The organism is Chryseobacterium sp. CP-77, assembly GCF_036362765.1.
In the GTDB taxonomy this organism is placed as follows: domain Bacteria; phylum Bacteroidota; class Bacteroidia; order Flavobacteriales; family Weeksellaceae; genus Chryseobacterium; species Chryseobacterium cupriresistens.
In genome coordinates, this window is record NZ_CP143637.1 from 1,250,774 (window position 1) to 1,265,427 (window position 14,654).

13 protein-coding genes are annotated in these 14,654 nt (G+C 37.8%); 4 read left to right on the top strand and 9 right to left on the bottom strand.

The genetic code is table 11. The annotated features are described in order from the left end of the window. Position 1: 1 nt before the first annotated feature. Both V0410_RS05580 and V0410_RS05585 read left to right on the top strand, forming a co-directional pair. Entirely contained in the window at positions 2 to 574 is a 573-nt protein-coding gene (locus V0410_RS05580) for a hypothetical protein (RefSeq protein ID WP_330746646.1), read from the top strand. Positions 575 to 581: 7 nt separating this feature from the next. Further along, positions 582 to 2,123 (top strand): lectin-like domain-containing protein, encoded by a 1,542-nt coding sequence (locus V0410_RS05585; protein ID WP_330746647.1) that lies wholly within the window; start codon positions 582 to 584, stop codon positions 2,121 to 2,123. A 14-nt stretch (positions 2,124 to 2,137) separates the two neighbouring features. Here V0410_RS05585 and V0410_RS05590 read toward each other — a convergent pair whose 3' ends face one another. The 8 genes from V0410_RS05590 to V0410_RS05625 form a co-directional block, all read right to left on the bottom strand. Further along, a complete protein-coding gene (locus tag V0410_RS05590) occupies positions 2,138 to 3,127 on the bottom strand; it encodes an NAD-dependent epimerase/dehydratase family protein (protein ID WP_330746648.1) in 990 nt (329 codons plus the stop codon). After that, positions 3,124 to 3,909 (bottom strand): SDR family NAD(P)-dependent oxidoreductase, encoded by a 786-nt coding sequence (locus V0410_RS05595; protein WP_330746649.1) that lies wholly within the window; start codon positions 3,907 to 3,909, stop codon positions 3,124 to 3,126. The genes V0410_RS05590 and V0410_RS05595 overlap by 4 nt, the downstream gene beginning before the upstream one ends. Before the next feature lie 159 nt (positions 3,910 to 4,068). Further along, complete coding sequence (locus V0410_RS05600) at positions 4,069 to 5,157, bottom strand: helix-turn-helix domain-containing protein (RefSeq protein WP_330746650.1); 1,089 nt, start codon at positions 5,155 to 5,157, stop codon at positions 4,069 to 4,071. Positions 5,158 to 5,187: 30 nt separating this feature from the next. Beyond that, complete coding sequence (locus V0410_RS05605) at positions 5,188 to 5,829, bottom strand: rhomboid family intramembrane serine protease (RefSeq protein WP_137905634.1); 642 nt, start codon at positions 5,827 to 5,829, stop codon at positions 5,188 to 5,190. 37 nt (positions 5,830 to 5,866) lie between these two features. After that, positions 5,867 to 8,458, bottom strand: coding sequence for a DNA gyrase/topoisomerase IV subunit A (locus V0410_RS05610; protein WP_410493551.1), 2,592 nt, complete (start codon positions 8,456 to 8,458; stop codon positions 5,867 to 5,869). Then, a complete protein-coding gene (locus tag V0410_RS05615; protein ID WP_330746651.1) occupies positions 8,433 to 8,939 on the bottom strand; it encodes a hypothetical protein in 507 nt (168 codons plus the stop codon). Before V0410_RS05615 ends, V0410_RS05610 begins: the two co-directional genes overlap by 26 nt. A 107-nt stretch (positions 8,940 to 9,046) precedes the next feature. After that, positions 9,047 to 10,933 carry a DNA topoisomerase IV subunit B gene (locus tag V0410_RS05620; RefSeq protein WP_227943794.1) on the bottom strand — a complete coding sequence of 629 codons (1,887 nt, stop codon included), beginning with the start codon at positions 10,931 to 10,933 and terminating at the stop codon, positions 9,047 to 9,049. A 316-nt stretch (positions 10,934 to 11,249) separates the two neighbouring features. Beyond that, positions 11,250 to 11,801 (bottom strand): DUF2867 domain-containing protein, encoded by a 552-nt coding sequence (locus V0410_RS05625; RefSeq protein ID WP_330746652.1) that lies wholly within the window; start codon positions 11,799 to 11,801, stop codon positions 11,250 to 11,252. A 222-nt stretch (positions 11,802 to 12,023) separates the two neighbouring features. On the opposite strand from V0410_RS05625, the gene V0410_RS05630 reads away from it, so the two are divergent. Both V0410_RS05630 and V0410_RS05635 read left to right on the top strand, forming a co-directional pair. Then, positions 12,024 to 13,172, top strand: coding sequence for a methionine aminotransferase (locus V0410_RS05630; RefSeq protein ID WP_330746653.1), 1,149 nt, complete (start codon positions 12,024 to 12,026; stop codon positions 13,170 to 13,172). A gap of 451 nt (positions 13,173 to 13,623) precedes the next feature. Further along, a complete protein-coding gene (locus V0410_RS05635) occupies positions 13,624 to 13,800 on the top strand; it encodes a hypothetical protein (RefSeq protein ID WP_330746654.1) in 177 nt (58 codons plus the stop codon). Between the two features lie 88 nt (positions 13,801 to 13,888). On the opposite strand, the gene V0410_RS05640 is transcribed toward V0410_RS05635, so the two are convergent. After that, complete coding sequence (locus V0410_RS05640) at positions 13,889 to 14,653, bottom strand: SDR family NAD(P)-dependent oxidoreductase (protein WP_330746655.1); 765 nt, start codon at positions 14,651 to 14,653, stop codon at positions 13,889 to 13,891. Between the last annotated feature and the right edge of the window lies 1 nt (position 14,654).

Genomic DNA, 14,654 nt, shown 5'->3' on the forward strand with positions numbered 1-14,654 from the left:
CATGATTAAAAAATTATTTCTACCAATCGTTTTAGTAAGTTCTCTGACATTTGCTCAGATAGGGATTAACACATCCAATCCTGATGGCAGTGCCGCTCTTGATGTTTACAGTCAAAGTAAAGGGTTATTGATACCAAGACTTACTACATTACAAAGAGATGCCATTGCCAATCCTGCCAACTCGCTTCTTATCTACGATACTGATAAGAAATGTTTAAGTCAGAATATCGGTACTCCTCTCAAGCCGGACTGGCTTTGTATCAGCAGCAATGCCGTAAAAATGTTTTATATGCCTAGTGTTTCTTTTGACACTTCCATCACAGCCACTGGCCGGACTAAAGATTTGTATACATTGTATAAAACCCAGTTTGGATCTCCAAAAGCAAAGAGTAGCAGTGCTCCAGCTTCTATTCCTTTTTTCCCGTCCAGTAAAGATCTGTACTATTACGTAACCGATGCCGACCCTAATGTATTCAGTAATATTTCTATTTCTGATGACGGAGTTATGACTTATGATGTAAAAGCTGCAGCTACTGACTGTTCTTTTATCAATATTGTTTTTGTTGTTAAATAATTGAGTTATGATAAACAGCAGCTCAATTTTACGGTACAAAAGGTTTTTGTTTACCTTTTCCTTATTTGCCTGTTCTCAAAATATCCAGGCTCAGAACGAACAGGGAACGGGTTATCCTTATTTTGTAAACTTTACTCAGGGATTACAGCCCCAGGAAGCCTATAAGGTAGCTACCAGCGGTGTTCAGAATGACGCAACCTTTACTACAGACGGGCTAAGGCTCACCCGAAGTGTGAATAATATTTCAGGAGGAGTGATATTGGCAGATAAAATATTCAAAAGTGATCAGGGAATCAAATTTGAGTTTGAATTTGCCATTTATGGAGGAAATACCAACGGAGGAGATGGAATTTCCATATTCCTGGTAGATGGTTCTATTCCTAAAGATCAGCTTAACCTTGGATATTTTGGGGGAGGATTAGGATACAGTTTTGTACGCGGAGGAGAATCTACGGAAGGACTGAGAGGTGGTTACCTGGGAATAGGCCTGGATGAATACGGAAATTTTAAAACAAGTTTTAACCAAACTGAAAGGATCAGAAACGGAATATTTGGGGTGGGACTGGCAGATGGGCGCAGCAACGTTTCATTAAGAGGAAAGCGTGGAAACCAATATCTGTCTTCAGCTGAGCCTGCAGGATATAACGGTTATCCGCTGCTTTACAGTATCGCCACCAATGCTTTACCAACCAGCAGCAACCGATCTGCTTATCTGGATACGGCAACAGGGAAATATATCGGGATTAAAAATACAGCACTTCAACAGTTCAGCATCGAAAGTGGCGGAACTACAATTCCTCAAAACGAAAATGATGCAAGATTCCGTAAAGCATATGTTACCCTTGTCCCCAATTCGGCCGGCGGTTACAATATAACCCTGGAAATCCAGCACGGAACGGTGAAAGAAAAAGTGATTGACAATTATTACTACCCTACTTCACTGAAATATACCGAGACTACCATTTCCAACACTACGGTAAGGACTCTGGATACTTCGCCTCCTTCTACTTTCAGAATTGGATTTGCAGCATCTACGGGAGCTGCCAAAAATATACATTTACTGAAAAATTTAGGGGTTACAAGACCTTATGCTGCCGAAGTAACAGATGATTTGTTTGCAGGCTGTCCAGGGATAAAGTCGACGTATTATCCTTTGCTTAATGATGCGGCTTATTCTTCAGCTAATGGCCAGAATCCTCCAACCCTTTCCTATAATAACCTTGATTTTAATTCATTTCGTTTTTTAGATAATAACGGAGCTGTAATTCCCAATATAACAGGCGGTGTCTACACCAATAGCCAGGGAACATGGACCTATTTCCCAACTACCGCAGCGCTTTCTTTCAAACCTGCGGCAGGATTCACAGGAGTAGCCCAGATACAGTATGATATTAAAGGAGGTGGAAGCAATGGTACTGAAGCGCCTTACAATAGTGAAGAATACAGATCATTACCGGCATTGGTACAGGTTAATATTTCAACTGCCAATAACTGCAGCAAAGCCTGCGTTATTTCCAATAAAAATGTAACTCAGAAAATAACAAGATAACTTGAAACCAGCTTTTAAGAGCTGGTTTTTTTATTATTTACGGGGTTTTCAATAAAATACCGGACAGCATCCTCAATTGCCCTATCAACAGATTGATATTGAATTCCCAATTCGTCTGCTGACTTCTGATTAGAATAATAATTATAAATCTGCAATGCTTTCATATTGGGGGTACTGAGGTTTGTTTTTATTTTTAATATCCTTAAACCATCACCAATTAATCCAATGAGACTCAAAAGCGTGTTGGGAATAGTAATCATAACCGGGTTCTGATTGGTAATCCGGTTTACTTTTTTAAAAAACGCTCTGTAAGTCAGATTTTCATTGGCCAGGAGATATTTTTCTCCGGTTCTTCCGTATTCAACAGCATTTACTATTCCATTGGCTGCATCTTCCACGTGTACAAAGTTCTTACCTCCTTTCGGATAAAATACCAGTTTCTTTTTCCATGCCCAGAAGATTATTTTCCCGGAACTTGGCTTGCTGTCATATGCTCCGATCATCAAGGTTGGATTAACAATAATAACCTCTGTGTTCTTACTGTTCTTTAAAAGATAATCTTCCGCAGCCTGCTTGCTTTGAGCATACAGTGAATGGGTAAAAGGATAAATTTGCGGTGCTTTTTCAGTTCCCCGGAATGCGGTGTTTCCAAATCCTAAGGTATTGGCAGTACTCACAAACAAAAACTTTTTTACGCCCATCAATTGTGCATGGGTAAAGAGATTTACAACGGCCTCGTAATTCACTTTTCTGTATTCATCATAACGGATAAGATTCTGACGTGTTTCTGCTGCCACATGAATAATACAGTCAATATCGGTCAGCTGCCCAGAAATATCGCACAGAAGATCCGCTTCCACAAGCTTCAGATTTTCGTTTTCTTCGCCCAGCCAGCTGCTTTTCTTACGCACCAGAGCAATAACAGAATAACCATTTTGTAATAATTTAAGGATAACATTAGTTCCCAGAAGCCCTGTTGCTCCGGTTACACATACTTTTTTCATGCTTCGATCTCTCTTTTTATAGCCTGGGTCATCAATGGCAGTTTGATCCATATGGGTAAAATTTTCATCACCAGCCAGCTGATTGGGTTCACCATAATTACGGAATCTTTTTTAAATAATTGCCGGATGCAGTATGAAGCTACTTTATCAGGATTCAAAAGTGTTAATCTTCCCATCAGACCCTGCTTTTCTATTCTTTCACACACATCCTTATTGGTTTTCATTGCCCCGGGATTCACAACACTTACAAAAACATTGGTATCTTTCAGTTCTTCATGCAGTCCTCTTGAAAATGAATGGATAAAACTTTTGGAAGCTGGATATACGGTTTTAAAACCAATCGGAGAAAAAGCAGCCATACTTGAAACATTCAGGATATAGGCTTTGGGTTGTTTTAAAAGGTTAGGAAGCAGCTGATGCGTCATCAGTGAGGTGGCCGCCACATTCACCTGTAGAATAGTGTTGATATAATCCGACGAGGCTTCCGTAAATTTTTTCGTTCCTCCAAGCCCTGCATTATTAATCAGAATATGAACATCAAAAGAACGGTTGAGCCACTCTGTAAGCTTCATTACATTTTCATTAACAGAAAGGTCTGTTTCATAGTAATGAGCCTTTATTCCATACTGTTTCTCCAGCTCTCCGGATAATTCTCTGAGATTCTGATCCGGAAGACTTATAAGAATGACATTGATTTTTTGTTTTGCAAGATGTTCAGCAAATGATTTTCCAAGTCCCTGGCTTGCACCCGTGACGACCGCATATGATTCTTTGGTATCCATAAGTTTAAATTGTATGGTACAAAGCTATCGCAAAGAGGATGTCTGAATGTTCCGGATTATCTGAGCGAACTGATTTTAAGAAGGGGAAATCAAAACAAACAACTACGTGAAAATCAATTATTTAAAACAAGTAAAAAGTAAAAGTTTATAAACCTGAACTTATTTTCTGAACTCAGAAGGTGTTTGTCCGGTCACTTTTTTAAAGGTTGTATTAAAAGAGGTTTTAGAATTGAATCCGGCTTCATAGGCAATCCCCAAAACAGACAATTTACTGTTGGGCTCTTTCAGAAGTTTTTTGGCATACTCAACTCTAAACTCATTGACGTATTGGAAGAAGTTTTTTCCGAACCCTGTATTGATAACATAAGAAAGATGGTGGGTAGAAACGGACAGCATTTCCGCCAGCTTGATCAGGTTAAGTTCACTGTCAAGATAAGGTTTCTGAAGCTCCATGATTTCTTCCAGCAAGGTTTTAATCTTTAATAGTTCTTCATCGGATATCAGTTTTTTCTTTACTTCTTCCGGACCGGAATCTTCATCAATAGAGATCAGCTCCTGTCTTTGTTTTTCTTCTAACGGATAAATTTCCTTCTGCTTCAGAGAATAGTATCCCACGCAGTAGATAACGGATAAAAAGACCGCATTGATAAAGAAATTCAGTGATTTCGGATCATAGAACAGATTATAAATTACATAGATAATATTCACGATAAGCAGTACCAGAATGATATATTCCAACCAGTTCAGATTGATTCCTTCGGTATTGGATGAGAACTGCTGAATTTTCTTTTGATGTTTTCTGATGGTAATATAGGAAAGCCCCGTATAAAAGAGAGCCTGGATCAGGATCAGAATAATACTGAGATATGCAAATGGTTTTTCGTACCCTGATTTTACCAGTATGAGACACAGCACAAAAGCTGCAGGAAGTATCAAAAATCTACAATCTTTAGTTTTAAAAGTAAAAGACGGATTAGTATAGAACAGTACACTAAAGTAAAAAACAATAGGTGTAAAAAACTGAATAACTCTGACTAAAAACAGGGAGTGGAACTCTATTACTGAACCGGTAATGAGAAACAGCACTTCATCCAGCCAGAAGGTAGACCATAAAAAGAGAAATATCCCAAACCAGAAATTGGCCTTATGGTTTACTTTTAAGGGGTTGGCCAGCTTCAGCAGAGAAAGCAAAACCAATGAACCATAGATAAGTATCACGATGAAACTGTTTAACTCTGATGTGTTCATTGGTTTTAATGTTTGATTATAAATAGTCTTTTATCCTATTCGCTTTCTTACAAAAATTTCATATCCTAAATAGATGAGCGGAAGTGACATGATTCCCAGGAAAAGAATATTACTCATAGCGAGCTGCGGATGCATTACAATTGAGTAAACCAATCCGAAAAACGCTCCCCCAAGGTGAGCAGCATGCCCCAGGTTGTCCCACTGCTTTGGATTCAGCATCATGTATACAGAATATCCGAAATACAGTGTTCCGAATAACCATCCCGGCAAAAAGTTGACACTGATCTCATTCGGAGCCATAGCTATGGAGGCAAAAATAATTCCGGAAACCGCACCTGATGCTCCAATTGCAGAATACCACGGCTGCTTTTTATAAATCTGCAGGCTGAATAGGTTTCCAAGGATCATGGATCCGAAATAAAGAATCAGGAATCCTATTTCTCCAAAGAAACTAATAACCACGCCCTGGAAAAAATACAGGGACAGCATATTAAAAAACAAGTGCATAAAGTCTGCGTGCAAAAATGCAGAGCTGATCAGCCTTACATATTCTTTACGATTCGCAATCGCTCCGACGTTGAATTTATATTTTTCAAATAATGCTGTATTATTGAAACCCATGTAGCTAAAAATACATGTGGCTGCAATGATAATGATAACAACTATATCCATTATGTTCTTTTATGTTATAACTGAATAAACATGCAATCTATTCATTTTCATTATTCCCGTTATCTTGGAAAAGATCTCCGATCATTCCGCCGTCTTCATCGGTTTCGCCGGCAGGTTCGGGATCTTCGTATACTTCAGGCTCCTCTTCTACCGGTTCAGGAATGGTAATATTAATGGCCTTTACTTTGAATTTTGTAAACTGGTTTCCGATGGCTTTTATTCCTTTTACCGCTATGAACTCATCAATATTTATCGTTTCCGGATCGCGTTCTTTTCCTTTATCTTTTGCAAAAATGATTTCTGCAGTGGCATCGTTGGCAACAATTACATTTTCAATGAATGATTTCGGATGTTCAGATGGCATAAAAGTCTGTACATTAACTGTATTTTCCAGTAAGAATCTCTTAATGAAATAAATATCTTTTTCTCCATCGTAATAGATGCAGGTAATCGGCTGTGCAGGTCTCCATTTTTCCAATACCAGGTATTCATCATCAAAACGATTACCAAGGTCAAAAGATACCAGTTTTACTTCACCGTTTGTATTGATGGTCAGAATCTTATCATCTCCTTTGAAGCTTCCCAGCAGTGTTCCTCTTGCATCGGCATTCAGTCTTCTTACCGTATCATCAAACCAGATTTTTCTAGGGGCCAGAGTAGAAACTCCTTCTTCCTTCATATCTACTTTCTTGACAGCGTACTTAGTTACCAGATTTCCTTTGGAATCACGTCCTTTGATGGCCAGATCGGAGAAATTAATCTCCATTTTGTTCTTTCTGATTCTTGGGTTTGGTTTTAAAAGCACGGTTACCGTTTCTGCTTCTCCATTAGGGTTGGCTGAGAAATAGAGTGTTTCAGAACCCTTTTTATCTGAAGCTAGCGGATAATCTGTATTTCGGGTTACTCCGGTTACAGAGAATCGTTTCATATAATAAGGTCCTTCCCTGCCTTCACGGTAGATCATATTATACACTGTCCTTTTATCATTTTTCTTCCATACGGCAACATGGAGGATATCTTTTCCGATGAAAGTTTTCGCTTCCACTTTTACAACCTTCATACTTCCGTCTTTTCTGAATGTGATGATATCATCAATATCAGAACAGTCGAACAAATACTGATCTTTCTTCAAAGATGTTCCGATAAAGCCTTCTTCAAAATTCGCGTAGAACTTTTCATTGGCTACGGCTACTTTTGTAGCATCAATGGTATCAAAGATTCTGAGTTCAGTCTTCCTTTGTTTGTCTTTACCGTATTTCTTCTGAATATTTAAGTAATACTCAATGGCATAAGCGATCAGGTTGGCCAGATTGTATTTCACCTGTTCTATTTTACCTTCCAGCGAAGCGATATTTTCCTTAAACTTATCCAAATCGAATCTTGAAATTCTCTTGATTCTGATCTCTGTCAGTTTTAAGATATCTTCTTCTGTAACGGCTCTTAAAAGATGTTTGGTGTGCGGTTTTAATCCTGCATCAATGGTCTTCAGTACATCTTCCCAGGTTTTTACCTCTTCAATATCGTGGTAAATTCTGTTTTCGATGAAAATTCTTTCCAGTGAAGAGAAATGCCAGCTTTCCTGAAGCTCATGAAGCTCAATTTCCAATTCTTTCTTCAGCAATGAAACTGTATGATCCGTATTCGTTTTCAGAATATCGGATACCGTAAGGAACATAGGTTTATCCCCTACAATCACACAGGCATTGGGAGAGATGGTCACCTGGCAGTCTGTAAATGCATAAAGAGCATCAATAGTTTTATCCGGTGAAACATCATTATGGATATGAATAAGGATTTCTACTTTGTCTGAAGTATTGTCCTCAATCTTTTTGATTTTGATCTTTCCTTTCTCGTTGGCCTTTAAAATAGAGTCAATAAGATCAGTGGTTGTTTTAGAATAAGGAAGTTCGGAAATCACCAATGTATGCTTATCCGTCTGGGTAATTTTGGCTCTTGCTCTTACTTTTCCTCCTCTTTGACCGTCATTATATTCAGAAACGTCAAGATAACCGGCTGTTAAAAAATCCGGATACAGTTCAAATTTCTTACCTTTCAGGTAGGCTACAGAGGCATTGATAAGTTCATTAAAGTTATGAGGAAGAATTTTAGTGGAAAGCCCTACTCCAATACCTTCTACTCCCTGAGCAAGAAGCAGAGGGAATTTTACCGGTAAATCGATAGGTTCATTATTTCTTCCGTCATAAGACTTTGTCCATTCTGTAGTTTTAGGATTAAATACTACTTCCAGAGCAAAAGGTGTCAGTCTAGCTTCAATATATCTCGCAGCGGCTGCAGAATCTCCTGTATAGATATTACCCCAGTTTCCCTGTGTATCTATTAACAACTCTTTCTGCCCGATCTGCACCATGGCATCTGTAATGGAAGCATCACCGTGCGGGTGATATTTCATGGTATTTCCCACGATATTGGCCACTTTGTTGTAACGGCCGTCTTCCAGCTCCCGCATGGAGTGCATAATTCTTCGTTGAACGGGTTTTAAACCATCATATATTGAAGGGATAGCTCTATCCAGAATTACATAGGAAGCATAATCAAGAAACCAGTCTTTGTAGAGACCGGAGACTTTTTTTAAGCTTTCACCCTCATGCGAATATTCTTCTGTCATCATCTAGTTTATCTTTTTTCTCTTTATTAGTTTTCACTACTTTGTTCAGAGAGAGTTTTAAATCGTTTACTTGTTTTCTGTTCAAATAAGAGATCTGGTACTTCAGGATAGTAGAACCATTATTCTTACTTGAAACGGTGATGTATAATCTTTTGAAAAAGAGAATACTGACTACATCATATTTGATCAGTTTGTATTTTGGAAATTCGTCGTGAAGAGGCTTATCCAGAAATGGAATGATATTCCTGTTTTTAAAATTCAAAGCTTCTCCATCGCTGTCATATTCAAAAATCTGTCTTCCGCTGATGTAAAAGATAATCAGCAGCAGAGCAGGAACAATAATCAATAAATAACTTTCTTTCCCCACTGCATTAAACCTATATTCATTAGCAGCAAATGCGATGATGCCAACCACGGTTATCATCAAAAGCAACGTGCATAAAAAATTATAAATTGATGCTTTATTACGGTTACTTAGTCTCATTTTATTTTTTTTGGCTGTGTAAGTACTATAATTCCTACTTCATCCAAAGTTGTGCTTTTTTCAGTCTGCAATGGCCTTACAACCAGTTTTTTAAAGTTACAGTTTTTTTAATTTTCTACTTCATCCAGGAGTTCTTTTTTATCAATATCTGTATCATCCTCTACCACAAGATTTTCAAGAATAAAAGTCTGTCTGTCCGGAGTATTTTTCCCCATATAAAATTCCAGAAGCTGATCAATCGTCTGGTCTTTTCCTACTACTACGGGTTCCAGGCGGATATCTTTACCAATAAAGTGCTTAAATTCATCAGGAGAAATTTCTCCTAATCCTTTAAATCGTGTGATTTCAGGATTTTTCCCCAGTTCATTTAATGCTTTTACCCTTTCTATTTCTGTATAGCAATATCTTGTTTCTTTTTTATTTCTAACTCTGAATAACGGAGTCTGAAGGATATAAAGGTGTCCGTTTTTAATAAGATCCGGGAAGAACTGCAGGAAGAAAGTAATCATCAGCAAACGGATGTGCATCCCGTCAACATCGGCATCGGTAGCAATAATTACCTGATTGTATCTCAGGTCTTCCAGACTTTCTTCAATATTTAAAGCTGCCTGAAGAAGGTTAAATTCTTCATTTTCATACACTACTTTTTTGGTAAGACCATAACAGTTCAGCGGTTTACCCTTCAGTGAAAATACAGCCTGAGTCTCTACATCTCTGGATTTTGTGATCGATCCCGATGCAGAATCTCCCTCGGTAATAAAGATCTGAGTATCTCCTTTTCTTTCGGCTTTCTGGTCGTTATAATGCTGCCTGCAGTCACGAAGTTTTTTATTGTGAAGAGATACTTTTTTTGCTCTTTCTCTGGCCAGTTTCTGAATTCCGGATAGCTCTTTTCTTTCTCTTTCGGAAATTAAGATTTTTCTCTGAATTGCTTCTGCTATTTCCGGATTTTTGTGTAAGAAATTGTCCAGTTTACTCTTTAGGAAATCAATGATGAATGTTCTTACGGTAGGTCCGTTGGGTCCCATGTCATTGGATCCTAATTTTGTTTTGGTCTGGGATTCAAAAACAGGTTCTTCCACGTTGATGGAAATTGCGGCAATGATCGACTTTCTGATATCAGAAGCATCAAAACTTTTATTGAAAAATTCACGAACTGTTTTCACATACGCTTCACGGAAAGCATTCAGGTGTGTTCCTCCCTGCGTTGTATTCTGTCCGTTAACGAAAGAGAAATAGGTTTCTGTCTGTGATTTGTCGGAATGGGTAATGGCAACCTCAATATCATCATCCTTCAAATGAACAATCGGATAAAGGATATCGCTTTCCAGCTCTTCTTCCAACAAGTCTTTAAGACCGTTTTCAGAATAGTAGGTTTCTCCGTTGAAGAGAATTTTGAGTCCCGGATTCAGGTAAGCATAGTTACGGAGCATTCTTTCGATATACTCTTTTCTGTATTTGAAATGCAGGAAGATCTCTCCATCAGGAATAAAGGAAATTTCGGTACCGTTTCTGTCCGAAGTTTCTTTCTCGTCAAAGTTCTCTTTAATCATCCCACGGGAGAATTCGGCAGCTTTCATTTTTCCGTCACGGAAAGAACGAACTCTGAAATAATCTGAAAGGGCATTTACCGCCTTGGTACCGACCCCGTTCAGTCCTACAGATTTCTTAAACGCCTTACTGTCGTATTTACCTCCGGTATTCATTTTTGAAACCGCGTCTACCACTTTTCCTAATGGAATTCCACGACCAAAATCACGGATGGTAACTTTACCGTCATCCAGCTTGATTTCAATTCTTTTTCCTGCTCTCATCCTGAACTCATCAATAGAGTTATCAAGAATTTCTTTTAGCAGGATATAAATACCATCATCAGCAGAAGAACCGTCACCGAGCTTCCCGATGTACATACCGGGGCGCAGACGGATGTGTTCCTGCCAATCGAGGGTTCTGATATTATCTTCGGAGTAGGTTGGATTTATTTCTTGTGACATATATGATTTCAGCAAACATACAAAAGTACAAAATTGTCCAAAATTATCCGAATTTTTTCAACGTGTTTTTTTCAATATTCTACTACAAACATTGTAGTATTTTTAATCAAATTATATATTTACGAAATTATCATTATCAAGTGAAAAATTTCTTTACTTTCCTCATATTCTTTATAATTTTATTCTTTTCAACCTGTTTTTATCACAGATCTCAGGGATCATCAATTAAACAACCTGGATATTGAGTTATTATTAAACTTTATCCCTTAAAAACAATGGCCATCCTGTGATGAGTATGGTCATTTTATATCAATATCTACACGGTATGCAATTTCTTCTTTTCCAGCTGCCCGATCATATTTTTCAGCATAGCCGGAACAATCAGCTTATGGAAAGGGCGTACAGGCAGAAAATAAAGCACACCCAGCCAGTTATGATACTTTACGGTAGTGGAAATGGTAAGCGAATTTTCATCAGGATGCACCTTACTCTTTTCAACTAAGAGAGATACTCTGAAATCCAGGTGCTTATCATCTTCTCCCAGAACAATTTCGTTGCTGGTTTTATCAAACACCTTAAAAAGCCCCATACGTTCTCCTACTTCACATTTAAAATCCTTTTCCTTTTGCCGTGTTTCAGCTTCAGATCCGGTCTTCAGCCCGAATATTCCCACTGCTTTATTTCTGAAAGCAAACATTTTCTTTCCCCATTTTGGCCCGCTTGTAAAGAATGCTTTTCCTACTTCTGAGATATCGATATTCCGGCCTCCATCCGCAAATTCTCCTTCAAAACTATCGATATAATTGAAATCTTTTTTTCCCGGAGATAAAATAGATTTTTCAGGAAATTCTGTCTTCTTAATCTTCATTGTCATTGTTTTTATGGTTGTTGTCTAACAAATGTAAGTATCTTTCCATTAACTCAAAAGGAAAATTTAAACAAATGTTTAGATTTATTTTATACTATGAAACTGACTATTTAATTTACAATTTCCATCATTCTCTTTAAACCTGCTATTTTCTAATTTTTATTACCATAAGTTCAAACTGTTTTAAATATTTCATTAAATTCGGTCAACAAAACTGCTTTTATGATACAACTTCCTTTATCAAAACTTTCCAACGTAGGAACTACTATTTTCAGTCAGATGACTCAGCTTGCCAATGAAAATGAGGCAATCAACCTTTCTCAGGGTTTTCCTGATTTTATGCCAGATCCGGAATTACTCAATGATGTGGATCACTTTATCAAAAAAGGGTTCAATCAGTATGCTCCTCTTGGCGGAATGATTGGCTTAAAGGAAGAAATTGCACGAAAAATTGAAAACAGCCATCAGGCAGTATACCATCCGGATTCTGAAATAACAATTACCGCAGGCGGCACCCAGGCCATTTTTACCGCTATCGCCTCCTTTATTAAAAGGGATGACGAAGTGATTATTTTTGAACCGGCTTATGACTGCTATGAACCTACTGTGGAACTTTTCGGAGGAATTATAAAGCGCTTTGAAATGAAAGCTCCGGATTACGAAATCGACTGGGCTGCCGTAAAAAATCTTGTCACTGAAAAGACCAGAATGATTATTCTTAACAATCCCAACAACCCTTCAGGAAAAATCCTGAAAGAAAATGATATACAGGAACTTATTGAGATTGTAAAAGGAACTTCCATTCTTATTTTGAGTGATGAAGTGTATGAAAATATTGTTTTTGATGGAAAACAACATGTAAGCATCTGTAAATACCCTGAGCTGAAAGAAAGAAGTCTTCTTGTAGCCTCTTTTGGGAAGCTTTTCCATGTTACCGGATGGAAAGTGGGCTATTGTGCTGCACCAAAAAACCTAACAGATGAATTCCGAAAGGTTCATCAATTCAATGTTTTTTGCGTAAATACTCCCATTCAGCTCGCACTGGCAGAATACATGAAAAATGATGAACATTACACCCATCTTAATCAGTTTTTCCAGGAAAAAAGAGACTTTCTGAGAAAAGGCCTTGCGGGCACACCATTTGAACTTCTGGATTGTGAAGGAACTTATTTCCAGGCAGTAAAATATGATAAAATTTCAGATAAAAATGATTTTGATTTTGCTTCAGAACTTACCATCAACCATAAGGTAGCCAGCGTTCCTTTCTCTTCATTTTATAAAAACAGGCTGAACGAGAATGTGATCAGATTATGCTTTGCCAAGAAGCAGGAAACACTGGAAAAGGCTCTTGAGAATTTATCAAAGATTTAACAGTAATCTATTTTTCACCCACCTGATTCCTGTTGATTTTTCAGATTGGCAGATCAAAACTGTCGGTCTTGTCTGTTTAATCTGCGGAGTATTTATTTATAATATTATTCCTGTCCGATTAAATTAAAGCATGAGTATGAGGTGCTCCCCTGGAGCTATATTTAAAACAAATACGTTCTATTAGCAGTCAGTTCCCATAGGAGCTGGATTTGATCCCATCGGAATCTGCTGTTAGTAGAAAAAAAGTGAAGTCCCTGCAAAAAAATAAAGCTCCGGAGGAGCGGCCTGTTAATGATACGTAAATATTGATATTTAAATGTTTTTATAGTTTTATCGATAATAATGTTAGTATATATAATCATTATTTAGTGATTTATTTAGTTTATTTTTCCTATTTTATCTAAATCAAAAAAAAAATAATAAATCAATAATTACCAAAAATAAAACTACCATGAAAAACAAGAATTTAAACAAAGGAAAAAAATTAACCAGAAAAGAACTGCAAACATTCAACGGAGGATTGGGCAACATAAGATGCACCAATTCTTCAGGCTACTGTATCTACATCGGACCCGGCTGTTCAGAACAAAAATGCCAGCTGCCGGAACCTCTTGAAGCTGTTGAATAAAATACATTACTCCATATCCGGAATCGGCCGGCTCATTCTGAGCCGGCCGATTTATTTAAAGATAATAATTCACCAAGGTTATGACACTTTATAAGAACATTCCTCCTGAAACTTCAATTCTTTGCCCGTTGATCCATCTTGCATCTTCCGTACACAGGAATGCCACCACTCCACCAATATCATCAGGAAGACCTACTCTTCCCAAAGCTGTAGCACCAGCTACCATGGCATTGATCTCTTCATTATCTCTCACCCTTCCGCCGCCAAAATCTGTTTCAATAGCTCCAGGAGCTACAACATTGGCTTTGATTTTTCTTGAACCTAATTCTTTCGCCATATATTTTGTCAGCATTTCAACGCCTGCTTTGATGGATCCGTAAACAGAAGATCCCGGTGTTGCGAATCTTGCCAAGCCTGAAGACACGTTGATAATCCCTCCTCCGTCATTGATAAATGGCAATAATTTCTGAGTCAGAAAAAATACGCCTTTAAAATGAATGTCCACCACATCGTCCAACTGTTCTTCTGTCACTTCTGTAATCGGTGAATATAAAGCTGTTCCTGCATTATTGATCAGGTAGTCAATATGAGTGCTTCCTGTATTTTGCTGCAAGTGATCTGTTACGTTTTTCACAAAAGTATCAAAGCTCTTAGTATCTTTTGTGTCAAGCTGAAATGCAACAGCATTCCTTCCCATTGATTTGATCTCATTCACAACAGCTTCTGCTTCTTCTTTATTACTTCTGTAGGTAATAATAACATCCAATCCTTTTTGAGCAATTTTAAGTGCTGAGTTTTTCCCTAATCCACGGCTTCCTCCGGTTACCAGTGCAATATTTGTTTTTGTGTTCATT

Excerpts from the sequence above, each read along its gene's own strand:
- V0410_RS05580 (WP_330746646.1), top strand. The coding sequence starts at position 2 with ATGATTAAAAAATTATTTCTACCAATCGTTTTAGTAAGTTCTCTGACA.
- V0410_RS05585 (WP_330746647.1), top strand. The coding sequence starts at position 582 with ATGATAAACAGCAGCTCAATTTTACGGTACAAAAGGTTTTTGTTTACC.
- V0410_RS05590 (WP_330746648.1), bottom strand. The coding sequence starts at position 3,127 with ATGAAAAAAGTATGTGTAACCGGAGCAACAGGGCTTCTGGGAACTAAT.
- V0410_RS05595 (WP_330746649.1), bottom strand. The coding sequence starts at position 3,909 with ATGGATACCAAAGAATCATATGCGGTCGTCACGGGTGCAAGCCAGGGA.
- V0410_RS05600 (WP_330746650.1), bottom strand. The coding sequence starts at position 5,157 with ATGAACACATCAGAGTTAAACAGTTTCATCGTGATACTTATCTATGGT.
- V0410_RS05605 (WP_137905634.1), bottom strand. The coding sequence starts at position 5,829 with ATGGATATAGTTGTTATCATTATCATTGCAGCCACATGTATTTTTAGC.
- V0410_RS05610 (WP_410493551.1), bottom strand. The coding sequence starts at position 8,458 with ATGATGACAGAAGAATATTCGCATGAGGGTGAAAGCTTAAAAAAAGTC.
- V0410_RS05615 (WP_330746651.1), bottom strand. The coding sequence starts at position 8,939 with ATGAGACTAAGTAACCGTAATAAAGCATCAATTTATAATTTTTTATGC.
- V0410_RS05620 (WP_227943794.1), bottom strand. The coding sequence starts at position 10,933 with ATGTCACAAGAAATAAATCCAACCTACTCCGAAGATAATATCAGAACC.
- V0410_RS05625 (WP_330746652.1), bottom strand. The coding sequence starts at position 11,801 with ATGAAGATTAAGAAGACAGAATTTCCTGAAAAATCTATTTTATCTCCG.
- V0410_RS05630 (WP_330746653.1), top strand. The coding sequence starts at position 12,024 with ATGATACAACTTCCTTTATCAAAACTTTCCAACGTAGGAACTACTATT.
- V0410_RS05635 (WP_330746654.1), top strand. The coding sequence starts at position 13,624 with ATGAAAAACAAGAATTTAAACAAAGGAAAAAAATTAACCAGAAAAGAA.
- V0410_RS05640 (WP_330746655.1), bottom strand. The coding sequence starts at position 14,653 with ATGAACACAAAAACAAATATTGCACTGGTAACCGGAGGAAGCCGTGGA.